A 23852-nucleotide genomic window follows, 5' to 3' on the forward strand; every position below is an offset into this window, starting at 1 on the left:
GTCTCGTCCTCAGCTCTCGGCCAGCAGGTGGCCGACGTAGCGGGCCACGGCTCGCACCGCGGCCATGTTCCCTGGGTAGTCCATGCGCGTCGGCCCCACGACGCCGAGGCCGCCGAGCGCCCGGTCGCCGGAGCCGTACCCGACGGTGACCAGCGAGGCCCCCGTCAGCGCCTCGTGCGCGTTCTCCTCGCCGATGCGGACCAGCACGGTGCCGGCGTCGACCTCGCTCATCAGGCGCAGGACGACGACCTGCTCCTCGAGCGCCTCCAGCAGCGGCCGCAGCGTGCCGGAGAAGTCGGTGCCGCCGCCACGGGCGAGGTTCGCCGTCCCGCCGATGACCAGCCGGTCCTCGCTCGGCTCGACGAGGGTCTCGACGAGCGTGGCGCTGACGGCGGCGACCAGCCCCCGCAGGTGCAGCGGCGCCGTCTCCAGCAGGACGGGCACCTTGTCGCCGGCCTCGGCGAGCTTCACCCCGGCGAACGCGGCGTTCAGCAGCGCCCGCAGCTCGGGGACGGCGGTGGCGTCGACGTCGGGCGGGCAGTCGACGACCCGCTGCTCCACCCGCCCGGTGTCGGTGATCAGCACCAGCAGCAGCCGGCCGACCGCCACCTGCACGACCTCGAGGTGACGGACGGCGCTGCGCGACAGCGCCGGGTACTGGACGACCGCCACCTGGCGGGTCAGCTGGGCGAGCAGCCGCACGGTGCGGCCGAGCACGTCGTGCAGGTCGACGGCGCCGTCGAGGAAGCGCTCGATCGCCCGGCGCTCCGCGGCCGACAGCGGCTTCACCGCCGAGAGCCGGTCGACGAAGAGCCGGTAGCCCTTGTCGGTGGGCACCCGGCCGGCGCTGGTGTGCGGCTGGGTGATGTAGCCCTGCTCCTCCAGCACCGCCATGTCGTTGCGGATCGTCGCCGGCGAGACGCCGAGGTCGTGCCGCTCGGCGAGGGCCTTGCTGCCCACCGGGTCGTTGGTGGAGACGAAGTCCTGGACGATGGCCCGGAGGACCTCCAGGCGGCGTTCGTCGTGCGCCACGGTGACACCTCCCCGTACCGGTCGACGTGCCGTGCCGCACCACCGGGGCGCGGGACCACCACCGGTCCCGGGCCACGCCCGGCCTGGCACTCGCACGGACAGAGTGCCAGGCCAGCATACGCCTAGGACGTCGTCCCCCACCGGCGCTCGCGGGCCCGCGGAGGGACCGGCCGGAGCGGGGCGCGGTCCGGTGCCGGCGGCTAGGCTGGGGGTGGTCGGTGCCCCTGGCCGGGGCGGAGAGCGGGAGGTCGGTCCCCTGATCTTCAAAGGCGTGCGCAACGGCCGCCCCTATCCCGACCACGGGCTCTCCCCACGCGACTGGGCGATGATCCCGCCGCGCCAGGTCCGGCTGGACACGCTGACCACCACCAAGCGCGAACTGGCCCTGGACGCGCTGCTCGCCGACGACTCGACCTTCTACGGCGACCTCTTCCCGCACGCGGTGCAGTGGCACGGCGAGCTCTACCTGGAGGACGGGCTGCACCGGGCGCTGCGCGCGGCGCTGCAGCAGCGCAACGTCATCCACGTGCGTGTGCTGGACCTGGACGCGCTCGCCCCGGTGCGGGCACCCGAGGGCCCGAGCACCGCCTCCCTGCCCGCGCAGCCCCCGGTCCCCGGCCCGCGCGGCCGCTGACGGCTACAGCCAGCCCTTCTCCTCCGCGACGCGGGCCGCCTCCACCCGGGTGCGGGCGCCGGTCTTGCCGATCGCCGAGGAGAGGTAGTTGCGCACCGTCCCCTCGGAGAGGAACAGCCGGCCCGCGATGTCGGCCACGGTCGCGCCGTCGGCCGCGGCCCGCAGCACGTCCGCCTCCCGCGACGACAGCGGCGTCGCGCCGATCGCCAGCGCGGCGGCGGCGAGGTCGCGGTCGATGATCCGCTCCCCCGCCATGACGGCCCGGATGCCCTGGGCGAGCTCGCTCACCGGGGCGTCCTTGACCAGGAACCCGGCGGCGCCGACCTCCATGGCCCGGCGCAGGAAGCCCGGCCGCCCGAAGGTGGTGAGGATGACCGCGCGGCACCCGGGCAGCGCCGTGGCGAGCTCCCGGGCCGCGGTCAGGCCGTCGGCACCGGGCATCTCGATGTCCAGCAGCGCCACGTCGGGACGGTGCTCGACGGCGGCCGCCACCACGGCGTCCCCCCGCCCCACCTCGGCCACCACCTCGATGTCGTCCTCGAGCTCCAGCAGCGCCCGCAACGCCCCGCGGACCATCGTCTGGTCCTCGGCGATGAGCACCCGGATCACGACGCCGTCACCGGCGAAGCGGCGACCGGGCTGGTCAGCGGCACCGACGCGGTGAGCCGGAAGCCGGAACCGGCGTCCGCGCCGTGGTCCAGCCGGCCCCCCACCGCGGCGAGACGCTCGGCGAGCCCGCACAGCCCGGCGCCGGCCGGGGCGTCCCCGCCGCGACCGTCGTCGGCGACGGTCAGCTCGACGGCGTCGTCGCCGGTCCGCAGGGTCACCGTCACCGACCGCGCCCCGCTGTGCCGCAGCACGTTGGTGGTCGCCTCGCGCACGACCCAGCCGAGCACGGCGTCGACCGGCCCGGGCAGCGACCGCCCGGGCGCCGGCGCCCGGAGCGCGATGCCGGCCGCCGACAGCGCGGACCGCGCCTCGGCCAGCGCCTGGGCGAGGTTCACCTGGCGGTAGCCGCTGACCGCGTCGCGCACCTCGGCGAGCGCCCGCCGCGCCGCGGCCTCGACGTCGGCCATCTCCTGGCGGGCTCGGGCGGGGTCGCGCTCGGCGAGCCGGCCGGCCAGCTCGCTCTTGAGCGCGATCAGGGACAGGCTGTGCCCGAGCAGGTCGTGCAGGTCGCGGGCGAAGCGCAGCCGCTCCTCGGCCACGGCGTTGCGCGCCAGCTCCTCCCGGGCCTCCACCAGCTCGTTGTTCACCGAGATCAGCTGCCGCATGCCGCGGAGCGCGAACGCGGTGAGCACGCACATCACCGGCAGGATGAAGACCTCGCCGAGGACGCCGTGCGCGGCCAGCACCCCGGCGCAGACGGCGCCGGCCCCGAGGACCGCCGGCCAGACCCACCGCTGCGGCAGGGCCACCGAGGCCGCGGCGGAGACGTAGATCATCAACCCGGCCCAGGCGGGGCCCAGCCAGACCGCCAGCCCGACACCGATGACGGCGACGACCGCCAGCGGCACCCGGGGCCAGTCGCGGCGCTCGCCGAAGGCGTCCCCGAAGATGCCGAGGTAGACGACGGTGAAGGCGACCAGCCCCGCGGCCGCCACGAGCTGCACCGGCAGCGGCCTCGGCGTGCTGACCAGGTCGGCGACCGGGAAGACCTGGAACAGCAGCCAGGGCACGGCCCAGCCCAGGCGCTGCCAGCGGTTCGGGAGACCCACGGGGCGCACGGTAACCGGGCTCAGCCCGCGACCGCGTGCAGCGGCCGCTCCCGGGCGACGGAGACCGCGATCAGCCCGAAGGCGGCGGTGAAGCCGGCCATCGCCAGGACCGCCCCCGCCGCGGGCCAGCCCCCGGCCGCCACGCCGCGGCCCAGCTCGGCGTACCAGTAGGACGGCAGCGTGTAGGCCAGCCCGCGCATCGCCTCGGGCAGAATCTCCACGGGCCACCACAGCCCGCCGAGGGCCGCCAGCACGACGCCCAGGATGCCGATCGCACCTCCGGCGGCCTTCTCGTCCAGCGCCAGCCCGACCAGCAGCCCCAGCGCCACGAACGCCGCCGACCCGGCCCAGAGCACCGCCAGCAGCGCCAGCCAGGTGCCGGCGGGCAGCTGCACCCCGTTGACGAACCGCCCGACGAACGCGACCACCAGCAGGCTCGGCAGCGCCAGCAGCACCCCGACGACGACGTCGACGGCGAACACCTGCGTCTGCGGCACGGGCGTGACGCGGAGCTGGCGCAGCCACCCCGAGGCGCGGTCGAACGAGATGCGGATGGTCGCGCCCAGGGAGGCGCCGATGGCTCCGTACGCCATCATCGAGACCATGATCGACGCCGAGACCTCCTGACGCTCGGCCACCCCCGGCATCTGCCCGCCGATGATCTTCGTCAGGAAGATCGTGAACAGCGCCGGCAGCAGCACGGTGAAGAAGACGAACTGCTTGTTGCGCGCCACCCGGCGCAGCTGGAAGGCGAAGAGCGGGTTCACCGGGTCGCTCCGATCGTGGTCTGCCGGCGGGCGGGGAGGAGGGAGAGGACGGCGTCCTCGAGGGAGGCGCCGCGCACCTCGAGGTCGGGCAGCCCGCCGTCGGCGAGCAGGGCGCGCAGGGTGGCGTCGGCATCCGTCGTCGCCAACCGGACGGTGCCGCCCTGCCAGGTCACCGCCGTGACGCCCGGGACGCCCTCGAACCGCTGCCCGGGGGCGGCGGTGAAGGAGACGGTGCGCCCGCCGACGCCGGACTTGATCTCGGCCGCGGTCCCGTCGGCGACGACGCGGCCACCGGCCACGACCACCACCCGGTCGGCGACGGCGTCGGCCTCGTCGAGGTGGTGGGTGGCGAAGACGACGGTGTGCCCGCGCCCGGCCAGGCCGCGCATCGTCGTCCAGAAGGCGCGGCGGGCCTCGACGTCCATGGCGGAGGTCGGCTCGTCCAGGAGCAGCAGCGGCGGGGCGCCGACGAGCGCCAGCGCCAGCAGCACGCGCTGGCGCTGCCCGCCGGAGAGCGCCTCCACCGGCCGGTCGAGCAGGCCGTCGATGCCCGCGGTGGTGACCAGGTCGGCCTGCGGCCAGGTGCCCTCCCCCGCGGCCCGCCCGAAGCTCCGCCGGACCAGGTCCAGCACCTCGCCGACGCGGGTCTCCGTGGGCAGGCCGCCGTGCTGCAGCATCGCGCCGATGCTCCCGGCGCGGACCGCGTCCCGTGGGGTGCGGCCGAGCACGCGCACCTCCCCGGCCGAGGGGTTGAGCAGGCCGAGGACGGCGTTCACCGTCGTCGACTTGCCGGCTCCGTTCGGCCCGAGCAGGGCGACGGTCTGGCCGCGCGGGATGGTGAGGTCGAGGGAGTCGACGGCGACCGCGTCGCCGTAGCGGACGGTGAGCCCGCGGATCTCGAGGGCGGGTGCGGGAGGCATGGGACGAGCCTGCCGCGCGGGCGGGCGGCCGGAGTAGTGCCGGACGTCGCCGGCCGCGTCTGACATCCGTCAGGTGCGGCCGGCGACGACGACGAGGCTCAGGCGGCGGCGGTGCAGGCGACGCAGGTGCGCGCGAACGGGCGCAGCTCCAGCCGCTCCTCGGGGATGGCGGTGCCGCACCCGGTGCAGCGGCCGTAGGTGCCCTCGTCGATGCGGGCGAGCGCGGCGTCGATCTCCTCGATGGTGCGCTGCAGGTCGGCGCTGCGGCGCTGGGCGACCGGGTCGGGCACCGAGGTGGCGCACTCGACGAGCGCCTCCTCGCGCTGCTGGACGGCCTCGGCGCGCTGGCCCTCCAGGAGGAGGCGGAAGCGGTCGGCCGGGGCGGCGGTCGGGCTGTCGATGCTGGCGGACATGCGTGGATCTCCTTCGAGGGGAACGCAGGATGACGCGGTCACCGGTCGGTGGCGCGTCGGGGCTGGTGGTCGTGACCCGGCGGGCGGGTCAGGAGCGACGCGGCGGGGCGCGGTCCTGGCTGCGGCGCAGGACGTCGAGGCCCCGGAGGCCACGGGCGCGGCGGTTCATCGCGAGAGCGAGCCGGGCGCCGCCGGTCAGGGTGAAGGGCGGGTGCACGGAGGGGTGCGCTGCTGGTGCGGACACCGACGCCCCCCTCCGTGCCACCCGGCCTCGTTGCCGGAACGGGCACCATAACCGACGATCGCGTCTCGCATAGCACCCTTTCGGGTGACCGGTTCCCCGGCAGCCGCCATCGGCCCTGTCCCGAGGCCCCGTCCCGAGGCTCGTCCCGAGCCTGCGAGGGATGAGGAGGACGGGGTCCTCAATCGGTGAGGTCGCGGACGACCGCGTCGGCGAGCAGCCGGCCGCGGTCGGTCAGCACGGCGCGCCCCGCGGCGTGCGCACCGGGCTCGAGCAGCCCGCCGGCGACCGCAGCCGCCGCCCGGACGCGCCCGCCGGCGGTGAGCGCGGTCAGCGGCAGCCCGGCGCGCAGGCGCAGCCCGAGCATCACCGCCTCGAGGGCCCGGTCGGCGTCGTCGAGCACCTCGGCGTCCTGCGCCGGGCTCTCACCGCGGGCCAGCCGGTCGGCGTAGGCCGCGGGGTGCTTGACGTTCCACCAGCGCACCCCGCCGACGTGGCTGTGCGCTCCCGGCCCGATCCCCCACCAGTTGGCGTTGGCCCAGTACAGCTCGTTGTGCCGGCAGCGCGCGGCCGCGGAGGTGGCCCAGTTGGACACCTCGTACCACTCGAACCCGGCCCGGCGCAGGGTCGCGTCGGCCTGCTCGTAGCGGTCGGCCAGCACGTCGTCGTCGGGCATGGGCAGCTCGCCGCGCTTGACCCGGCGGGCGAGCTTGGTGCCCTCCTCGACGATGAGCGCGTAGGCGCTGACGTGGTCGACCGGCGAGGCGAGGACGGCGTCGAGCGAGGCCGCCCAGTCGGCGTCGGTCTCCCCCGGCGTGCCGTAGATCAGGTCGAGGTTGACGTGCTCGAACCCTGCCGATCGGGCCTCGTGCGCCGCCTCGACCGCGCGGCCTGGGGTGTGCCGCCGGTCCAGGGCGGCGAGCACGTGCGGTGCGGCCGACTGCATGCCGAGGCTCACGCGGGTGAAGCCGGCGGCGCGCAGCCGGTCCAGCGACGCGGGCGACACCGTCTCCGGGTTGGCCTCGGTGGTCACCTCGACGTCGTCGGCGACGGGGAAGAGCTCCCGGACGGCGGCGAGCACCGCGGCGAGGTCCTCCGCGGGCAGCAGCGTGGGCGTGCCCCCGCCGACGAAGACGGTGGAGACGGTGGGCAGCTCCGGGCCGAGGGTGCGGGCGGCGCGCTGCAGCTCCGCGATCGCGGTGCCGGCGTACTCGCCGCGGTTGGCGCCGGGCCCGAGCTCCTCGGAGGTGTAGGTGTTGAAGTCGCAGTAGCCGCAGCGGGTCGCGCAGAACGGCACGTGCACATAGAGGCCGAACGGCGTGGTCGCGAGCCCCTCGCGGGCACCGGGGGGGAGCAGGTCGGGGCCGGGCGAGCCGGACGGCGGGCCGGCGTCGTCGATCAGCGGCAGGACGGTGTTCATCTGCTCCCAGTGTGCCGCGCCGGCGCGCGGGGGCGGCAGGATGCCGGGCGTGACCTCCGACCGAGTGCTGCAGGTGTCCCTCTCGCGCGGCGTCGCCACCCTGACGCTGGACTCCCCCGCCAACCGCAACGCGCTCTCCCGCGCGATGCGGGCGCAGCTGCGGGAGGCGCTGGCCGACGCGCTGGCCGACGACGCGGTGCGGGTGGTCGTCCTCGACCACACCGGCCGGGTCTTCTGCTCGGGGATGGACCTCTCCGAGGCCGCCGGCGGCTCCTCGGAGGACCAGGGGGTGCGCGAGTTCCCCGAGCTTCTGGAGCTGCTCTGGTCGGCGCCCAAGCCCGTCGTCGCGGTGGTGCGCGGACCGGCGCGGGCCGGAGGGGTCGGGCTGCTGGCCTCCTGCGACGTCGTCGTCGCGGCGTCGTCGGCCACCTTCGCCTTCTCCGAGGTGCGCCTGGGCCTGGTGCCGGCGGTGATCTCCGCCGTCGTCCTGCCGCGGATGACGACGCACGTGGCGCACCGGCTGATGCTCAGCGGCGAGGTGTTCGACGCGGCGACCGCGGCCGCCGGCGGGCTGGTCGACCTGGTGGCCGCCGACGACGAGGTCGACGCGGTGCTCGCCGGGCAGCTGACCGCCCTGGCCGCGGGTGCGCCCGTGGCCCTGGCCGAGACCAAGCGGCTGCTGCGGGCTCGCCAGCCCGGGCTCTCCTTCGAGCCGTTGCTCGACCTCTCGGCGCGGTTCTTCGCGGGCGAGGAGGGGCAGGAGGGGATCGCGGCGTTCCGCGCGAAGCGCCCCGCCCGCTGGGTGCCGGCCGCCGACGACCCCACCCGGGGCCAGTAGCGCTCTGCCCACCCCGGGTGGGCAGAGCACGAGGTCGCCGGGTGCGGAACCGTGGGAGGACGTAGGTGGCGATCAGCTGACGCGGGGGCTCACCGCTTCCCGCTACCGCGCGGGCAGACCCTCGCGGAGCCGGGGAACGCCCGGGCCGGAGAGCCGGTCCACGGCCGCCGCCGTCCGGCCGGTCAGCAGGAGGAGCAGCGCGTCGATCGGCCCTTCCACGCGCTGCCCTTCACCCGCCGCCCAGTCGGCGTCGGTCGCCACCAGCCGCAGGCCGGAGAGCCGTCGCCGGGTGTGGAAGGTGGTGGACATCGGCCACGGCATGGTCCACACCCGGGTCGCCGCGGTCACGGCGGCGTCCACCGGCATCGGACGCGGGCGACCGAGCGGCAGGGCGATGTCCTGCCCGTGCACCAGGACGTCGAGCAGCGGTTCGAGGTGGCTGATCCCCGGGGCCTTGCGCCGCGAGCCGGCCATCCCGCGGATCCCGGCGACCAGCTGCTCCCGCGGGACGGCGGCGGCGTGCCGGACGGCGCTGTCGTGGATCATCCGCTGCAGGCTGCCGCCCGCACGGACGAGGTCGGCAGTGGCCCGCGCCGGTCCGGTCTGCGCCAGGGCGAGGTGGGCGGCCACGTCCCGCACCCGCCAGCCCGCGCAGAGCGACGGGTGCTCCCACTCCGCCTCGGTGAGCCCGTCCAGCAGGTCGGCGAGGTCGAGCCGCTGCTGGTCGATGGTCGCCCAGACGGCGTCGACGTCCATGGTCAGGATCGGCTGCGGTCGCATGGCGCGCTCCCCGGAACTAGTAAGATCCCCGAAGCAAAGTAGTTCGAAATCCTGACTTCTGTCAAGAAGGGTGCCGATGACCGAGGATCCGATCGAGCCGCCGCTCGGCGTCCTGCTCTTCATCCCCTACCGGGCGCTGGAGAACCGGGTGCTCGAGGTGCTCGGCGCCGCCGGGTTCGACGACTTCACGCTCGCGCAGGCCCGGGTCATGCAGCGGATCGGCCCTTCCGGCACGCGGCTGACCGAGCTGGCGGAGGCGGCGCAGGTGACCAAGCAGACGGCCAGCCACCTGGTCGACCAGCTCGAGCGCACCGGCTACGTCCGGCGCACCCCCGACCCGACCGACGCCCGTGCCCGGCTGGTACGCCTCGCCGAGCGCGGCACGGCCGCGCAGGCGGTCGCCGCCTCCGTCGTCGCCGACGTGGAGGCGGAGTGGCGCACCCACCTCGGGGAGCGCCGGTGGCAGCAGCTGCGGGATGCCCTCACGAGCCTGCGCGAGGTGACCGACCCCTACCGCTGAGGAGCGGCCGGCAGCTGGTTGCCGCGCAGTGGACGCCCACCCCCGGACGCTCTGCCTCTGAGTGCCCGGGCGCTCAGAGGCAGAGTCACCGGGAGGTCCACCTACCGGAGGCGGCGGGTGTTGTCGGGCAGCCGCTGGGTGACGCCCCGGCCGTCCAGCCACTCCGCGAGCGGGACGGCGACCCGGCGGCTGGTGCCCCACGCCTGGCGGGCCTGGCTGAGCGTGAACGGCTGGGGCACCGCCGCCAGCCGCTCGCGCGCCACCGCCTCGACGCCGGGCGCCAGGTAGACGCCCTCCCCCACGCGCACGAGCTGACCGCTGCGCACCGCCGCGGCGAGCTCCCGGCTGCCCAGCCCGGCAGCCACCAGCTCCGGGGCCTCCGGCGCCGCGAACGGGTCGGCGGCGAGGCGCGCGCGGACGGCGTCGACCGCCCGCTGCACCTCCGGTGGCAGCGCGGCGGCGCCGTCGACGACCCGGCCCCCGCGCAGCACGAGCGGCTCGCGGACCAGCGCCGGGACGAGTTCTGCGTCGGGCAGATCCAGCGCCCGCCGCACCACCTCGGCCGGCGGCCCGGGCTCCAGCGGCCGCAGGCGCCGGTAGCGCGTGACGACCTCGGGCACCCGGGCGGCGAGCTCGTCGGCGAGCCCGGCCGCCAGCAGCCACGGCCCGTGCCGCGTCGCCCCGGCGGGGACCGGCCAGCCCATCGCGGCGAAGTCGGCGGCACGGACCACCCGGCGGCGGGCCAGGGCGGCGGTGGCGCCGTCCGCCCCGTCCGGCTGGGCCGCGAGCTCGGCGGCCCGGCGCCGCGCGGCACCGCGGCGTCGCAGCTCGGGCGGGTCGACGTCGCGCACGTCGGCACCGAGCACCCGGCGGGCGCCGGGGTCGCGCAGCAGCAGCCGGTCCCCGACCCGCAGCGGCAGCGGCGCGGCCAGGCGCAGGCGCACGGCCGCGCCGTCGAGCGGGCGCAGCCGCGCCCCCACGGTCGCCGAGCCGACATGCACCACCGGGCCGGCCGGCAGCCGGTCGTCGGGCACCGCGGTCAGCGTGACGTCGACGACGTCGGTCAGCCGGAAGGCGCCGGGCGTGAGCAGCGCGTCGCCCCGGGCCAGCTCCTCCACCGCGACGCCGCGCAGGTTGAGCGCCACCCGCGCGGTGGCCGTGGCCCGCTCCACCGGTTCGCCGAGGGACTGGACGCCGCGCACGGTCACCTCGCCGTCGCCCAGGACGAGCCGGTCGCCCGCCGCGACGGCGCCGGCGGCGAGCGTGCCGGTGACCACGGTGCCGGCGCCCTTGATGGTGAAGGCCCGGTCGATCCACAACCGGACCGGCGCGGCAGGGTCCGGGGCGGGCAGCCCGCCGAGCAGGTGCTCCAGCGCGGCGGTCAGCTCCGGCACGCCCTGCGCGGTGACCGAGCTGACCGCGATCCCGGGCACCTCGCCCATCGAGGTCGCGGCGAGGCGCTCCCGCACGTCGGCGAGCACCGGTGCGGGGTCGGCGAGGTCGGCCTTGGTGACGGCGAGCACGGCGTGCCGCACCCCCAGCGCGTCGAGGACGCCGACGTGCTCGGCGGTCTGCGCCGACCAGCCGTCGTCGGCCGCCACGACGACGAGCGCGGCCGGCACCGACCCCACGCCGGCGAGCATGTTGCCGACGAACCGCTCGTGCCCGGGGACGTCGACGACGGCGAGCCGGCGGCCCGACGGCAGCGTGGTCCAGGCGAAGCCCAGGTCGATGGTGAGCCCGCGGCGGCGCTCCTCGGCCCAGCGGTCGGGCTCCATGCCGGTGAGCGCCCGCACGAGCGCGGACTTGCCGTGGTCGACGTGCCCGGCGGTCGCGATCACGTCCACCGGCGCGCCACCTCCAAGACGGCGTCGGCGAGGGTCGCGTCGCCGTCCGGTGGCACGCTGCGCAGGTTGAGCAGGGTGCGGCCGTCCTCGACGTAGCCGACGACCGGCGTCGCGCCCAGCCGCAGCGGCTCGGCGAACTCCGGCGGCAGCGACACGGCGGCACCGGGCAGCGGGTGCTCGGGCGCCCCTCCCCCGCCGACGCGCGAGTCGGCGTCCACCGCGACGGCGGTCACGCCCCCGGCCACGAGGCGCGCCGCGAGCGCGCGGGCCCGCTCCCGCAGGTCGGCGACGTCGGCCGCGAGCATCTGCTGCACCGGCGGGAGGGGGCCGCGCAGCGTCGCCTCGAGGGCGGCCAGCGTCGTCTTGTCCACCCGGAACGCCCGGTAGAGCGGGTGCCGGCGGAGCCGTTGCACCAGCTCCGCCCGGCCGAGCACGAGCCCCGCCTGGGGGCCGCCGAGCAGCTTGTCGCCGCTGGCCAGCACGAGGTCCGCGCCCGCGGCGAGCGTCGTCTGCAGGTCGGGCTCGTCGGGGAGCGCGGGGTGCGGCCGGAGCAGGCCGGAGCCGACGTCGGCGACCAGCGGCACACCGGTGCCGCGCAGCGCAGGCGCGAGCTCACCGACCTCGACGGCGCGGGTGAAGCCGCGCACCACGAAGTTCGACGGGTGCACCTTGAGCACGGCGCCGGTGGCGGGGCCCAGGGCGGCGCGGTAGTCACCGAGCGCCACCCGGTTGGTGGTGCCGACCTCCCGCAGCCGGGCGCCGGTGCTCTCGAGCAGCTCGGGGATGCGGAAGCCGTCGCCGATCTCCACCAGCTCCCCGCGGGCGAGCACGAGTTCGCGGCCCTGCCCCAGCGCGGTGGCCACCAGCGCGAGCGCGGCGGCGCAGTTGTTCACGACGAGCGCGGCCTCCGCGGCGGGGACCGCCGCCAGCAGCGCCGCGATCGCCGCCTCGCCGCGCGGGCCGCGGCGCCCGGTGCGCAGGTCGAGCTCCACGTCGGTGGTGCCGCTCGCGGCCACGACCGCCTCGACCGCGGCCGTCGAGAGGGGCGCGCGGCCGAGGTTGGTGTGCACGACGACGCCGGTCGCGTTCACCACCGGGCGCAGGCTGCCGGCCACGGGCGGGAGGTCGGCGAGGACGGCCTCGACGGCGGCCTCGGGCGCGACCTCGCCCGACCGGATCCGCTGCTGGACGCGCTGCACGGCGCTCTTGACCAGGCCGCGTCCCAGCCGCTCGCCGGCCCCGGCCAGCCGGGGATCGGCGAGGAGCGTGTCGGTCCGGGGCACCTGGCGGCGCGGGTCGGTCGTCATCGCCCCGCAGCGTAGGTGCGGGGCGGGAGCTGGCGGAGGCGGACGGGAATCGAACCCGCCTGGCCGAGATGCTCGGCCACGTCGGCTTTAGAGGCCGCGGGGGCCACCAGACACCCTGACGCCTCCGCGGCTGAGCCTACGGGGTGGAACTGTCGGAGGTCGGTGCCAGCATCCGCGGCGTGAACCGCACCGAGCACCGCACCCCCGCCACGCTGCCGCCGGTCGCCCTCACGCCCGAGGAGGCGGCCGCCGCCGCCGCCGCGCTGGCCGCCCGGCCCGAGGGCCCGTACGCCGCGGCCGGGCGGACGGCGCTGGAGAAGGTGCTGGCGGCGTTGGAGCCCGACCCGGCGCAGCGGGCGCGGCTGCTGGCGAGCAGCCGCCGGCTGGCCGCAGAGGCCGCGCGCGACGCCGAGGTGCGCCGCCACGTGGAGCAGGGGCTGGCCGAGCAGCGGGTGCTGGTGATCGGCTACCGCGACCGCGAGGGCCGCTGGTCGGAGCGGGCCGTGGAGCCGCAGCTGCTCGTCCGCGCCGGCGCCTCCGAGTTCCTGCTGGCCTGGTGCCGGGAGCGCCAGGAGCTGCGGTGGTTCCGGGAGGACCGGATCGGCGCCGCCGAGGTCACCGGGGAGCCGGCGCAGCGGCGCGACCTGACCGGCGTCGGTGCCCCGCCCTCGGCCGGGCACCCCGCCGGGCGGAAGCTGCCCCGCACCCCGCCGCCGCCCGGGCCACCCCGGCTCCGGGTGCTCCCCGGCGGCCGGGCCTAGATTCGGGTCCGTGACCACCGCACCCGCGCGCATCCGGCTCACCCAGTACGCCCACGGCGGGGGGTGCGCCTGCAAGATCCCGCCCGGTGAGCTCGAGGCGGTCGTGGCCGGGCTGACCGCGCAGGGTCCGGTCGAGCCGGCCGCCGAGCTGGTCGTGGGGCTCGACGACGGCGACGACGCGGCGGTGGTCCGCACCGCCGGCGGCCAGGGGCTGGTGCTCACCACCGACTTCTTCACCCCGGTCGTCGACGACGCGTACACCTTCGGCCGGATCGCCGCGGCGAACGCGCTGTCCGACGTCTACGCGATGGGCGGCACCCCGGTCGTCGCGGTCAACCTGCTCGGCTGGCCCCGGGACGTGCTGCCGGCCGAACTCGCCGCCGAGGTGCTGCGCGGCGGCCTCGAGGTGGCCCAGGAGGCCGGCTGCCACGTCGGCGGCGGGCACTCCATCGACGACCCCGAGCCCAAGTACGGCATGGCGGTCACCGGCGTGGTCGACGTCGACCGGCTGATCACCAACTCCGGCGCGGTGGCCGGCACGCCGCTCAGCCTCACCAAGCCGCTCGGGGTGGGGGTGCTCAACAGCCGCATGAAGGCCACCGGCGAGGTGTCGGAGGAGGCGGTCGCCGCGATGACGACGCTCAACCGCGAGGCGGGGCGGGCCGCGGTCGCCGCCGGCATCCGCGCGGGCACCGACGTCACCGGTTTCGGGCTGCTCGGCCACCTCTACAAAATGGCCCGGGCCAGCGGGGTGACCGCCGTCGTCGACGCCGCCGCCGTCCCCTACCTGGCCGGTGCGCGGGAGGCGCTGGCCGCTGGCTTCGTCTCCGGGGGCACGCGCCGCAACCTCGACTGGGTGCGCCCGCACGTCGACCTCGCCGCGGTGGACGAGGACGAAGCGCTGCTGCTGGCCGACGCGCAGACCTCCGGCGGCCTGCTGCTCGGCGGCGAGGTGCCGGGCGCCCCGGTCATCGGTGAGTTCGTGCCGCGCGGGGAGCACGTGGTCGTCGTCCGCTGACGGCCCGGGGACGGCGTGTCGCCGGTGGCGCGCCGGGGAGCGGTGCAGCACCGCGTGGACACCGCTCCCCCCGCCGCCGGGAACGTGCCAGCGTCCCGCCGAGGCCGGGCGCGACGGCGCGTCCCGGCGGTGACCCGGCAGGGAGGACGACGTGGCGGTGCGGACGGCAGCACGGACGGCGCTGGCGGCGGGACTGGCGGCCACGGCCGTGTGGAGCGGCGCAGGACCGGCCGCGGCGACTGGTCCCGGTGACCGCGTGGGCAACCCCACGTGGCGGGCCAACGCCGTGCTGCTGGACGAGGCCCAGGGCGCGCTCGTCGACCTGACGGTCGCGGAGGCCGCGGCCGCCGGGACCACGCTGACCGTGGACCTGTTCCTCGCGGGGTGGGCGTGCACCGTCGACGGGCAGCCGGAGGTCGCCGACGTCGTCCGGCTGCAGTCGGCTCGCGTGGTGGGGACGTTCACCTACACCTGCACCGAGGACACCGGCGGTGGCCAGGGCCTGGCCCCGGGGGCGCTGGACGGCACGCTGTCCCTCGACGTCGCCTGGACCGGGGTGGGCCCCGCCATCGAGCAGCCGCTGTTCGACGGCGCCGTCGGTCGCTACGTCGTCCGCGAGGCCGTGGTCACCGCGGAGGCGTCGATGGCCGGGGACGTGTCGTCCCGCCTGGAGGCGAACGCGGGGCACCTGGCCCGGGAGTCGACCGTCATCCCTCCCGGTCGCCTCCGCTGACCGCGGTGCGACCGGCCCGGAGGGCAGCGGCACGGGTCCTCGGCTAGGTTCGCCGTCATGCTGGCTGCCTTCGTCTCCACGCCCGCCCCGAAGGACCCGCTCTCCGTGCTGGAGATCGGCGAGCGCCCCGAGCCCGAGGCCCCCGACGGCTGGACGACGATCCAGGTCAAGGCCGTGTCGCTCAACCACCACGACCTGTTCAGCCTGCAGGGCATCGGCCTGCCCGCCGAGCGGATGCCGATGATCCTCGGCACCGACGCCGCCGGCATCGACGAGGACGGCAACGAGGTCGTCGTCCACGGCGTCATCTCCACGCCCGACTGGATGGGCGACGAGACGCTCGACCCGAAGCGGTCGCTGCTCTCGGAGGTGCACCAGGGCTCGATGGCGGAGAAGGTCGCCGTCCCGAAGCGCAACCTGCTGCCCAAGCCGACCGAGCTCTCCTTCGCCGAGGCCGCCTGCCTGCCCACCGCGTGGCTGACCGCCTACCGGATGCTGTTCGTGAAGTCCGGGCTGCGGCCGGGCCAGACCGTCCTCGTGCAGGGCGCCAGCGGCGGGGTGGCGACGGCGCTGATCGTGCTCGGCCGCGCCGCGGGTTACCGCATCTGGGTCACCGGGCGCAGCGAGGAGAAGCGGGCCGCGGCGCTGGCGCTCGGCGCCGAGCAGGCTTTCGAGAGCGGGGCGCGCCTCCCCGAGCGGGTCGACGGCGTCATGGAGACCGTCGGCGAGGCCACGTGGGGCCACAGCATCAAGTCGCTCAAGCCCGGTGGCGTGCTCGTCACCTCCGGCGCGACCACCGGCTTCAACCCCGGCGCGGAGCTCAACCGCGTCTTCTTCACCCAGCTGTCGGTCATCGGGTCGACCATGGGCACGAAGTCCGAGCTCGAGGCGCTGATCCGGATGTGCGCGGTCACCGGCGTGCGCCCGCAGATCGACGTCGAGCTGCCGCTGACCGACGCCCGCGAGGGCTTCGCGCGGATGCTCGAGGGCCGCACCAACGGGAAGATCGTCTTCACCCTCTGAGGCGAGCGACGGCGAGCGACGGCGCGCAGTTCCAGCGGAGGAACCACGCGCCGGCGCTCATCGTCAGTGGACGAGCTTGAGGCCGACGACGCAGCCGACGATGCCGGCCAGCAGCAGCACCCGCACCAGCGAGACCGGCTCCGCGCCGGTGACCATCGCGTAGACGACGGTCAGCACCGCCCCGATCCCGACCCAGACCGCGTAGGCGGTGCCCAGCGGGAGCTCGCGCATGGCGAAGGCGAGCCCGCCCATGCTCGCGGCCAGCGCGACGCCGAACACCACCGTGGGCGCCAACCGGGTGAAGCCGTGGGACCGGTCGAGCGCCGCCGCCCACACCGCCTCCAGCACCCCGGACACGACCAGCACGATCCACGACATGACGGACCCCTCCGACGCCGTCTTGTCGCACACCGGGTACGGCGACCCTCGTCCGGGAGCCGGAGGACGGCTCTCTTCCACCATGGCACACCCCACGCGTCAACGTCAGTTGACACGGCCCCGTAACGCAACCTAGGTTGACAGCCATGGCGGATACGGCACAGGTGGCGACGGCGGCCGGCAGCAAGGACCCGACGGTGGGGCTCGCCGCGGTCCGCTCGCTGCGCCTCCTCGTCGAACGGCTGGAGGCGCTGCAGGTCGCCAACGCCCGCGACCTGGGCTGGACGTGGGAGCAGATCGCCCAGCATCTCGGGGTGAGCCGGCAGGCGGTGCACAAGAAGCACGCGAGCGGTCGCCGGCCGCTCCGACGGAGGGACTGACGATGTTCGAACGGTTCACGCAGGAGGCCCGCGACGTCGTGGTGGGGGCCCAGGCCGAGGCGCGGGCGCTGCGGCACCGGCGCATCGGCACCGAGCACCTGCTCCTGGCGATGCTGGCCCCGGGCACCACGGCGGCGCGCGTGCTCACCCGCCACGGCGTCGGCCACGACGCCGTCGTCGCGGCGGTGCGCGTCCACTCCGGCCCCGACGAGCTCGACGCGGGGGCGCTGAGCAGCCTGGGCATCGACCTGGACGCCGTCCGCGGGCGGGTCGAGGAGGCGTTCGGGCCCGGCGCGCTCGACGCCCCCCAGGCCGGCCGCCCCGGCGGGCACATCCCCTTCACCCCGCGGGCCAAGAAGGTGCTGGAGCTCGCGCTGCGCGAGGCGATCGCCCTCAAGTCGCGCACCATCACCGACGGGCACATCGCACTCGGCCTGATCCGCGAGGGCGAGGGGCTGGCCATGAAGGTGCTGCACGACCGCGGCGTCGACGTCCCGGCGCTGCGCGACGACCTCAGGCTCGCGCTGAACCCCTGACCGGCGCACCTCCGCGCAGCAGCACCAGCGCGGCCACCGCGGCCAGCGCGGCCGCGACCGCGGCACCGGCGAAGACGGTGTGCAGCTGGGCGAGCACCGCCACCTCGGTGGCCGCGTCGTAGGCGGGGCAATCGGCGGGGTTCGCGGGGCAGAGCTCCACCGGGCTGCCGATGGCCGCGACCTCGGCGGTGAACCGGCGCAGCGCGACCGCGGTGAGCAGCGACAACCCCGCGAGCATGCCGACGGTCCGCGCCACGACCGCCAGCGAGCTCGCGCTCCCGTGCACCCGGGGCGGGGTGACCGCCAGCAGCACCGCGTTGACCGGCGCGATGGCGAGGCCGAAGCCGAGCCCCGCGGCGACCAGGACGACGGTGGACCACGCCCCGTCCAGCGACCGCTCGTCCCACCCGGTCATCGCCGCGAAGGCCGCCGCCGCCACGGCCATCCCGGCGCCCGCGACGACGCGGGGCGCGACCACCCGGCACAGCCAGCCGCCGGCCACCGCCCCCACCGGCACCGCGACCAGCAGCCGCAGCAGCACCATCGCCGCGCCCAGCTGGTCGCCCGGCGTGGTGGTCGCCCGCGCGAACAGCGGGACGTCGACGAGCGCGGCCACCAGGGCCGCACCCACGAAGAGGTTGACCACCAGCGCCCCCCACGCGCCGACCGGCCGGAGCGCGGCGAGCGGCAGCACCGGCTCCTCGGCACGCCGCTCGTGCAGCACGAACAGGGCGGCGGCGACGGCGGCCAGCGGCAGGAGCAGCCACCCGTGCGCGACGACCTGGCGCTCCGGGTCGGCGGCGGCGAAGGCCCACACGAGCGCGCCGAGCGAGACGACCGCCAGCAGCGAGCCGACGACGTCGACCTCCCGCGCCAGCCGGCCGAGCCCGCGCAGCGGCAGCACGGCACCGGCAGGCCGCGCCAGGCTGCGCGCGACGAGCAGCACCGCCGGCACCACGGCGAGCAGCAGCAGCGGCTCCGTCCACGCCGCACCGTCGAGCAGCGGGACCCACAGCAGCCCGAGGGTGACGTCCTCGGCCAACAGCGGCGGCTCGGCGAGCAGCAGCCCCAGCGCGACGGCGGCCGGCGCGGCGAGCCCCAGCCCGAGCGGGTCCGGACGGCGGACCCGCCCGGTGACGACGACGCCCACCGCCAGCGCCACCCCGAGCAGCAGGTTGAGCCAGAAGATGGCGCGCCAGTCCGCCACGGCGAGCACCGCCGCACCGGCCAGCGGCCCGAGCACCGCGCCGGCCTCCTGCACCGCCCCCACGACGCCGAGCGGGACCGCCCGCCGCTCGGGCGGCCACCGGTCGGCGACCAGCGCCAGCGTGGCCGGCACCAGGCCGCCCGCCCCGATGCCCTGCAGCCCGCGCCCGGCGACGGCGGGGCCGAGCGTCGCCGCCGTCGCCGTCAGCAGCGAGCCGAGGGCGAACAGCAGCAGGCAGCCGACGAGCACCGGGGCCCGCCCGCGCAGGTCGGCCAGCCGGCCCAGGAGCGGCAGCGTCGCGGTGTAGCCGAGGAGGAACCCCCCGACGATCGGCGTCGCCTTCTGCAGCTCGTCAAGCCCCACCCCGACGCCGGTGAGGATGTCGGGCAGGGCGAGGACGACGACGTAGGTGTCGGCCGCCGTGACCAGCACGGCGAGGGTGGCGACGACGATCGCGGCGACGCCCGGGACCGCCCGGGCGCCGGGCTCAGCCGGTGGCCGGTGCGGTGATCTCGACATCGGCCCCGAAGTCGCTGAGCTCGAGGATGTAGGTGGCGTCGGTGCCCGCCTCGAAGAACGGCCCCGTCAGCTCCGCGCGGCGCAGCTCACCGCTGTCGGTGGCGACGGAGAACCGGGCCTGCACGGGCTGCTCCGGGTCCTGGCTGGTGAGCAGCCGCTCCACGAGGTCACCGGGCAGCTCCGCGGTCACCTCCCGGACCACGGTGCCGTCCACCCGGCGCTCCTCCCCCAGCTCGGCACCGTCGGCCTCGACGAGCAGCTGGGAGATGCCGGTCTCGGGGTCCAGCAGGGCGCCGGGGTCGCCGATGCCGAACTGCGCCGGGTCGATGACGCTGAAGCCGCTGGTGAAGGGCAGCTGCGCGTAGACGGTGCCGTCGACCGACACGACCTCCAGGTCCAGGCTCGACCCGGCCGCCTGCACCTGCAGCGTCCCGTCGAAGGACGCCGGGCGGGCCATGTCGCCCTCCCCGCCCACCAGCACGGTGCCGCTGCTCGGCGCCCCCTCGCTGCCCAGCACGAAGTGCGCGCTCTCCGCGTCGTCGAGGGTCTCCTTGGCCCGCTCGAGCTGGGCGGTCGCCGACTCGGCGGACTCGTCGGAGCCGCAGGCGGCGAGCGCCGGGCCGGCCAGCAGTGCCAGCGCCAGCAGCGGCGCGCCCGTCCGGCGCAGCAGCATGAGGTCCTCCCGTCGCGGCGGGACTCTCCCCCGCCGTCGCGGCGGACACTAGCGCGCCCCGGTCACACCCCGGCGGCGCTCCGGGCGGCGATCCGCGCGGCCAGCGTGGCCCGGTTGCGCTCGGGGAAGGTGCCCAGCCCGGGGGCCAGCTCGGCCACCCGGTGCTTCTGGGTGGTCCAGGCCCGGAAGGTCAGGCCGACGGTGACGCCGTGGTCCGGGCGGTGCAGCAGCTCGATCGCGTCACCGGCGCCGACGTCGCCGGTCTCCAGCACCCGCAGGTAGGCCCCGCTCGCGCCGTGCGCGGTGAACCGCTTCACCAGCTGGGGCTCGTCCCAGAACCGGGCGAAGTCGGCGCACGGGATGCGCGGGGCGGTGACCTCGAGCAGCGCCGTCCCGACCCGCCACCGCTCGCCGACGACGGCGGCGGTGAGGTCGACGCCCGTCGTCCGCAGGTTCTCGCCGAACCGGCCGGGCGGCAGCTCGCGGCCGAGCTCGGCGGTCCAGAAGTCGGCGTCCTCCTGGGCGTAGGCGTAGACCTGCTGCCCGTCACCGCCGTGGTACTTCCGGTTGACCTGCACGTCGCCGTCCAGCCCGTGCGGGCCGACGGTGACCCGCCCGGTCACCGGGCGCTTGTCGATGCCGCTGCGGTTCGGCTTCCGGTCCGGCAGCGGCAGCAGGTCCGCGCCCGAGACGCAGACCGCGGTGACCCGCGCGGTCACTTCTTGGAGGCGGTCGACTCGTTGGTGGAGAGCGCGGCCACGAAGGCCTCCTGGGGGACCTCGACGCGGCCGACCATCTTCATCCGCTTCTTGCCCTCCTTCTGCTTCTCCAGCAGCTTCCGCTTGCGGGTGATGTCACCGCCGTAGCACTTGGCGAGGACGTCCTTGCGGATGGCGCGCACCGTCTCGCGTGCGATGACCCGCGAGCCGACGGCGGCCTGGATGGGCACCTCGAACTGCTGCCGCGGGATGAGCTCGCGCAGCTTGCCGGCCATCATCACGCCGTAGCTGTAGGCCTTGTCCTTGTGCACGATCGCGCTGAACGCGTCGACCGCCTCGCCCTGCAGCAGGATGTCCACCTTCACCAGCGCGGACTCCTGCTCGCCGGCCTCCTGGTAGTCCAGCGAGGCGTAGCCGCGGGTGCGGGACTTCAGCGCGTCGAAGAAGTCGAAGATGATCTCCCCGAGGGGCAGCGTGTAGCGCAGCTCGACCCGGGACTCCGACAGGTAGTCCATCCCGCCGAGCTGGCCGCGCCGGCTCTGGCAGAGCTCCATGATCGCGCCGGTGTAGTCGCTCGGCGCGATGATCGTCGCGTTGACGATGGGCTCGAAGACGGTGTCGATCTTGCCCTCGGGCCAGTCGCTCGGGTTGGTCACCGTGATCTCCGAGCGGTCCTCCATGACCACCCGGTAGACGACGTTCGGCGCGGTGGAGATGAGGCTGATCCCGGCCTCGCGCTCCAGCCGCTCGCGGACGATCTCCAGGTGCAGCAGGCCGAGGAAGCCGACGCGGAAGCCGAAGCCCAGCGCCGCCGACGTCTCGGGCTCGTAGGTGAGCGCGGCGTCGTTGAGCAGCAGCTTGTCCAGCGCCTCGCGCAGCAGCGGGTAGTCGCTGCCGTCGATCGGGTAGAGGCCGGAGTAGACCATCGGCTTCGGGTCGCTGTAGCCGCCGATCGGCTCGGCCGCCGGCTTGTGCTGCAGGGTGACCGTGTCCCCGACGCGGGACTGGCGGACGTCCTTCACGCCGGTGATGAAGTAGCCCACCTCGCCGACGCTCAGGCCCTCGACCGGCTTGGGCTCGGGCGAGATGACGCCGATCTCCAGCAGCTCGTGGGTGGCGCCGGTGGACATCATCTTGATCCGCTCGCGCGAGGAGATCTTCCCGTCGACCACCCGGACGTAGGTGATGACGCCGCGGTAGATGTCGTAGACCGAGTCGAAGATCATCGCCCGAGCCGGGGCGTCGGCCTCGCCGACCGGGGCCGGGATCTCCTGCACGATGCGGTCGAGCAGCGCGGGCACACCCTCGCCGGTCTTGCCGCTGACCCGCAGGACGTCGTCGGGGTCGCAGCCGATGATGTGCGCGATCTCGGCGGCGTACTTCTCCGGCTGGGCCGCGGGCAGGTCGATCTTGTTGAGGACCGGGATGATCGTGAGGTCGTTCTCCAGCGCCAGGTAGAGGTTGGCCAGCGTCTGCGCCTCGATGCCCTGGGCGGCGTCGACCAGCAGAACCGCGCCCTCGCAGGCAGCCAGCGACCGGGACACCTCGTAGGTGAAGTCGACGTGGCCCGGGGTGTCGATCATGTCGAGCACGTACTCGGTGTCGCCGACGGTCCACGGCAGGCGGACGTTCTGCGCCTTGATCGTGATGCCGCGCTCGCGCTCGATGTCCATGCGGTCGAGGTACTGGGCGCGCATCTGCCGTGCCTCGATGATCCCGGTGACCTCGAGCATCCGGTCGGCCAGCGTCGACTTGCCGTGGTCGATGTGGGCGATGATGCAGAAGTTCCGGATGCGGGCCGGGTCGGTGGCAGCAGGAGTCGTCACAGTGCCGCCATCGTCCCACGTCCGCGCCCCGGGCCGTAGCCGGGCGGGCCGCCGGGTCGCATGCGGTGTGCCGGACGTCGCCGAAGGCGGGTTGGGGTCACCTGCGGGTCGCTGGTATCTTTGCAGGCCGGTCCTGTGGCGCACGCCGCCCGGACGCACGAACGACTGTCAGAAGCATCCCCTCAAGACACCCGAGGCTCACGCGTGGCGAACATCAAGTCCCAGATGAAGCGGATCAAGACCAACGAGAAGGCGCGCCAGCGCAACGTTGCCGTCAAGTCCGCCCTCAAGACGGCGGTCCGGCGGGTGCGCACCGCCGCCGAGTCGGGGGACGCCGCGGCCGCGACCGCCGCCTACCAGGCCGCCGCCAAGCAGCTGGACAAGGCTGCCAGCAAGGGCGTCATCCACAAGAACCAGGCCGCCAACCGCAAGTCGGGTCTGGCGAAGCTCACCGCCGGTCTCTGATCCGGCCCGCGCCCGTCCGGGCGCGCGCTCGACGAGCCCCCTCCCCACGTGGGACGGGGGCTCGTCGCGTTCTGCCCCCACCCCGCCGACCGCGCAGCGGGGTAGCCCTCGGCCGGGTCAGCGACCGGCGCGCACCCGGCCGCGGCCCGTCTCCGCCCGGATCGTGACGATCCGCCGGATGGCCCGCTCGAGGGCGTAGTCCGCGCTGGCCGCGACCCCCTTGACGTCGGCGTTGAGGTCGGCGGCCACGCCGAGGGCCTGCTGCAGCCCCTCGATGCTCCAGCCGCGCGCCTGCGCCTGGGCCTTCTTGACCTTCCACGGCGGCATCTTCAGCGTGCGGGCGAGGTCCCCGACGTTGCTGGAGCTCAGCGAGGCCACCCGCGCGGCGGTGCGGACGCCGTCGGCGATCGCGTCGGCGATGAGCACGTGCGCGACCCCGCGCTCCAGGGCCCAGCGCAGCATCTCGATGGAGCCGGCGCGGTCCCCGGTCAGCACCCGCTCGGCGACGGTGAACCCGGTGACCTCGGCCTGACCGCGGTGGAACCGGGCGACGTCGTCGGCGTCGATGCTGCCGCCGAAGTCGGACACCAGCTGCCCGGCGGCGGCCGAGAGCGACCGCAGGTCGGCGCCGATCGCCTCGACCAGCGCCGTGACCGCGTCGGGGGTGATCCGGCCACCCAGCTGCCGGACCTCGTTGCGCACGAAGGCGATCCGGTCGCCGACGGAGGAGACCTTGGGGCAATCGTCGACGGCGGCACCGGCGGCCTTGAACGCCTTGACCAGCGCCTCGTTCCGCTTGCCGCCGGCGTGCACGACGACCAGCGTCAGGTCGGGGTCCGGGTCCCTGGCGTAACCGGTCAGCGCGTCGGCCAGCGCGGACGCCGCCTCCTGCACCCCGGTGACGACGACGAGCCGGTGACCGCCGAACAGCGAGGGCGCCAGCACGTCGGCCAGCTCGCCCACCGGCAACCCCATCGCGGCCAGCTCGTGCACCTCGACGTCGGGGTGGCGGGCGAGCACGGCCCGGCGGACGGCCGCGACGGCGCGGGAGCGCAGCAGCTCCTCCTCGCCGATCACCACCCGCAGGCGCGACGTGGGTTCGACGGCGGCGGCAGGCACCTCCGCATGGTGCCACGCGGCACCGACGGTCCGCGGTGACCGCCCGGGTCACCGGGAG

At 75.7% G+C, this 23852-nt stretch carries 25 protein-coding genes, 1 tRNA gene, 1 pseudogene and 1 riboswitch; of the genes and pseudogenes, 10 read left to right on the forward strand and 17 right to left on the reverse strand.

The features are described from left to right. Positions 1-9: 9 nt before the first annotated feature. Complete coding sequence (gene hrcA / locus E9529_RS02640; protein WP_236829554.1) at positions 10-1032, reverse strand: heat-inducible transcriptional repressor HrcA; 1023 nt, start codon at positions 1030-1032, stop codon at positions 10-12. Between the two features lie 256 nt (positions 1033-1288). Between hrcA and E9529_RS02645 the strand changes: the two are divergent. Then, positions 1289-1579, forward strand: a pseudogene (locus E9529_RS02645) (type II toxin-antitoxin system VapB family antitoxin); the annotation flags it as partial. A 90-nt stretch (positions 1580-1669) separates the two neighbouring features. On the opposite strand, the gene E9529_RS22525 reads toward E9529_RS02645, so the two are convergent. The 6 genes from E9529_RS22525 to hemW all read right to left on the reverse strand — a co-directional run bounded on the left by E9529_RS22525 (position 1670) and on the right by hemW (position 7145). After that, positions 1670-2275: a response regulator transcription factor gene (locus E9529_RS22525; RefSeq protein WP_236829555.1), complete on the reverse strand. Its 606-nt coding sequence runs from the start codon at positions 2273-2275 to the stop codon at positions 1670-1672. Beyond that, on the reverse strand, positions 2272-3384 hold the full coding sequence (locus E9529_RS02655) for a sensor histidine kinase (protein ID WP_236829556.1): 1113 nt from the start codon (positions 3382-3384) through the stop codon (positions 2272-2274). Before E9529_RS02655 ends, E9529_RS22525 begins: the two co-directional genes overlap by 4 nt. Before the next feature lie 20 nt (positions 3385-3404). Continuing rightward, positions 3405-4151: an ABC transporter permease gene (locus E9529_RS02660; RefSeq protein ID WP_236829557.1), complete on the reverse strand. Its 747-nt coding sequence runs from the start codon at positions 4149-4151 to the stop codon at positions 3405-3407. After that, on the reverse strand, positions 4148-5071 hold the full coding sequence (locus E9529_RS02665; protein WP_236829558.1) for an ABC transporter ATP-binding protein: 924 nt from the start codon (positions 5069-5071) through the stop codon (positions 4148-4150). The genes E9529_RS02660 and E9529_RS02665 overlap by 4 nt, the downstream gene beginning before the upstream one ends. A gap of 98 nt (positions 5072-5169) precedes the next feature. Then, positions 5170-5484 (reverse strand): TraR/DksA C4-type zinc finger protein, encoded by a 315-nt coding sequence (locus E9529_RS02670; protein ID WP_236829559.1) that lies wholly within the window; start codon positions 5482-5484, stop codon positions 5170-5172. 422 nt (positions 5485-5906) lie between these two features. Beyond that, positions 5907-7145: a radical SAM family heme chaperone HemW gene (hemW, locus tag E9529_RS02675; protein WP_236829560.1), complete on the reverse strand. Its 1239-nt coding sequence runs from the start codon at positions 7143-7145 to the stop codon at positions 5907-5909. Between the two features lie 49 nt (positions 7146-7194). Here hemW and E9529_RS02680 point away from each other — a divergent pair, with 49 nt between their 5' ends. After that, positions 7195-7983: an enoyl-CoA hydratase-related protein gene (locus tag E9529_RS02680; protein ID WP_236829561.1), complete on the forward strand. Its 789-nt coding sequence runs from the start codon at positions 7195-7197 to the stop codon at positions 7981-7983. A gap of 102 nt (positions 7984-8085) precedes the next feature. Here the strand turns inward: E9529_RS02680 and E9529_RS02685 are convergent, their stop codons facing one another. Next, positions 8086-8763 carry a maleylpyruvate isomerase family mycothiol-dependent enzyme gene (locus E9529_RS02685; RefSeq protein WP_236829562.1) on the reverse strand — a complete coding sequence of 226 codons (678 nt, stop codon included), beginning with the start codon at positions 8761-8763 and terminating at the stop codon, positions 8086-8088. Positions 8764-8839: 76 nt separating this feature from the next. Between E9529_RS02685 and E9529_RS02690 the strand changes: the two genes are divergently transcribed. Then, the gene (locus E9529_RS02690; RefSeq protein WP_236829563.1) at positions 8840-9283 is read left to right on the forward strand and encodes a MarR family winged helix-turn-helix transcriptional regulator; all 444 of its coding nucleotides are present in this window, start codon (positions 8840-8842) and stop codon (positions 9281-9283) included. A gap of 101 nt (positions 9284-9384) precedes the next feature. On the opposite strand, the gene selB is transcribed toward E9529_RS02690, so the two are convergent. The 3 genes from selB to E9529_RS02705 all read right to left on the reverse strand — a co-directional run bounded on the left by selB (position 9385) and on the right by E9529_RS02705 (position 12563). Beyond that, positions 9385-11130 (reverse strand): selenocysteine-specific translation elongation factor, encoded by a 1746-nt coding sequence (gene selB / locus E9529_RS22530; protein ID WP_236829564.1) that lies wholly within the window; start codon positions 11128-11130, stop codon positions 9385-9387. After that, positions 11121-12437: an L-seryl-tRNA(Sec) selenium transferase gene (gene selA / locus E9529_RS02700; RefSeq protein ID WP_236829565.1), complete on the reverse strand. Its 1317-nt coding sequence runs from the start codon at positions 12435-12437 to the stop codon at positions 11121-11123. Before selA ends, selB begins: the two co-directional genes overlap by 10 nt. 30 nt (positions 12438-12467) lie before the next feature. Then, positions 12468-12563, reverse strand: a tRNA-OTHER gene (locus tag E9529_RS02705). 53 nt (positions 12564-12616) lie between these two features. On the opposite strand from E9529_RS02705, the gene E9529_RS02710 reads away from it, so the two are divergent. From E9529_RS02710 to E9529_RS02725, 4 genes are all read left to right on the forward strand, one after another. Next, positions 12617-13198 (forward strand): YafY family protein, encoded by a 582-nt coding sequence (locus E9529_RS02710; RefSeq protein WP_236829566.1) that lies wholly within the window; start codon positions 12617-12619, stop codon positions 13196-13198. A gap of 10 nt (positions 13199-13208) precedes the next feature. Beyond that, a complete protein-coding gene (selD, locus tag E9529_RS02715) occupies positions 13209-14216 on the forward strand; it encodes a selenide, water dikinase SelD (RefSeq protein WP_236829567.1) in 1008 nt (335 codons plus the stop codon). Between the two features lie 256 nt (positions 14217-14472). Continuing rightward, the gene (locus E9529_RS02720) at positions 14473-14949 is read left to right on the forward strand and encodes a hypothetical protein (RefSeq protein ID WP_236829568.1); all 477 of its coding nucleotides are present in this window, start codon (positions 14473-14475) and stop codon (positions 14947-14949) included. Positions 14950-15006: 57 nt separating this feature from the next. Then, positions 15007-15972 (forward strand): zinc-binding dehydrogenase, encoded by a 966-nt coding sequence (locus E9529_RS02725; RefSeq protein WP_236829569.1) that lies wholly within the window; start codon positions 15007-15009, stop codon positions 15970-15972. Between the two features lie 63 nt (positions 15973-16035). Here E9529_RS02725 and E9529_RS02730 read toward each other — a convergent pair whose 3' ends face one another. Beyond that, positions 16036-16350 (reverse strand): multidrug efflux SMR transporter, encoded by a 315-nt coding sequence (locus E9529_RS02730; protein ID WP_236829570.1) that lies wholly within the window; start codon positions 16348-16350, stop codon positions 16036-16038. An 11-nt stretch (positions 16351-16361) separates the two neighbouring features. After that, positions 16362-16426, reverse strand: a riboswitch (guanidine-III (ykkC-III) riboswitch). Between the two features lie 70 nt (positions 16427-16496). Between E9529_RS02730 and E9529_RS02735 the strand changes: the two genes are divergently transcribed. Both E9529_RS02735 and E9529_RS02740 read left to right on the forward strand, forming a co-directional pair. Beyond that, on the forward strand, positions 16497-16730 hold the full coding sequence (locus E9529_RS02735; RefSeq protein WP_236829571.1) for a helix-turn-helix domain-containing protein: 234 nt from the start codon (positions 16497-16499) through the stop codon (positions 16728-16730). 2 nt (positions 16731-16732) lie between these two features. Beyond that, entirely contained in the window at positions 16733-17266 is a 534-nt protein-coding gene (locus E9529_RS02740) for a Clp protease N-terminal domain-containing protein (protein ID WP_304505567.1), read from the forward strand. Here the strand turns inward: E9529_RS02740 and E9529_RS02745 are convergent. The 4 genes from E9529_RS02745 to lepA form a co-directional block, all read right to left on the reverse strand. Continuing rightward, positions 17244-18992, reverse strand: coding sequence for an MFS transporter (locus tag E9529_RS02745; RefSeq protein WP_236829572.1), 1749 nt, complete (start codon positions 18990-18992; stop codon positions 17244-17246). The genes E9529_RS02740 and E9529_RS02745 overlap by 23 nt on opposite strands. Continuing rightward, on the reverse strand, positions 18961-19665 hold the full coding sequence (locus E9529_RS02750) for an LppX_LprAFG lipoprotein (RefSeq protein ID WP_236829573.1): 705 nt from the start codon (positions 19663-19665) through the stop codon (positions 18961-18963). Before E9529_RS02750 ends, E9529_RS02745 begins: the two co-directional genes overlap by 32 nt. A 62-nt stretch (positions 19666-19727) precedes the next feature. After that, positions 19728-20384 carry an MOSC domain-containing protein gene (locus tag E9529_RS02755; RefSeq protein ID WP_236829574.1) on the reverse strand — a complete coding sequence of 219 codons (657 nt, stop codon included), beginning with the start codon at positions 20382-20384 and terminating at the stop codon, positions 19728-19730. Then, a complete protein-coding gene (gene lepA, locus E9529_RS02760) occupies positions 20381-22210 on the reverse strand; it encodes a translation elongation factor 4 (protein WP_236829575.1) in 1830 nt (609 codons plus the stop codon). Before lepA ends, E9529_RS02755 begins: the two co-directional genes overlap by 4 nt. Before the next feature lie 204 nt (positions 22211-22414). Between lepA and rpsT the strand changes: the two genes are divergently transcribed. Further along, positions 22415-22675 (forward strand): 30S ribosomal protein S20, encoded by a 261-nt coding sequence (gene rpsT / locus E9529_RS02765; protein WP_236826314.1) that lies wholly within the window; start codon positions 22415-22417, stop codon positions 22673-22675. 117 nt (positions 22676-22792) lie between these two features. Here the strand turns inward: rpsT and holA are convergent, their stop codons facing one another. Continuing rightward, the gene (gene holA, locus E9529_RS02770) at positions 22793-23794 is read right to left on the reverse strand and encodes a DNA polymerase III subunit delta (RefSeq protein WP_236829576.1); all 1002 of its coding nucleotides are present in this window, start codon (positions 23792-23794) and stop codon (positions 22793-22795) included. Positions 23795-23852 lie beyond the last annotated feature (58 nt).

This window comes from Blastococcus sp. KM273128, assembly GCF_021698975.1.
Taxonomy (GTDB): domain Bacteria; phylum Actinomycetota; class Actinomycetes; order Mycobacteriales; family Geodermatophilaceae; genus Blastococcus.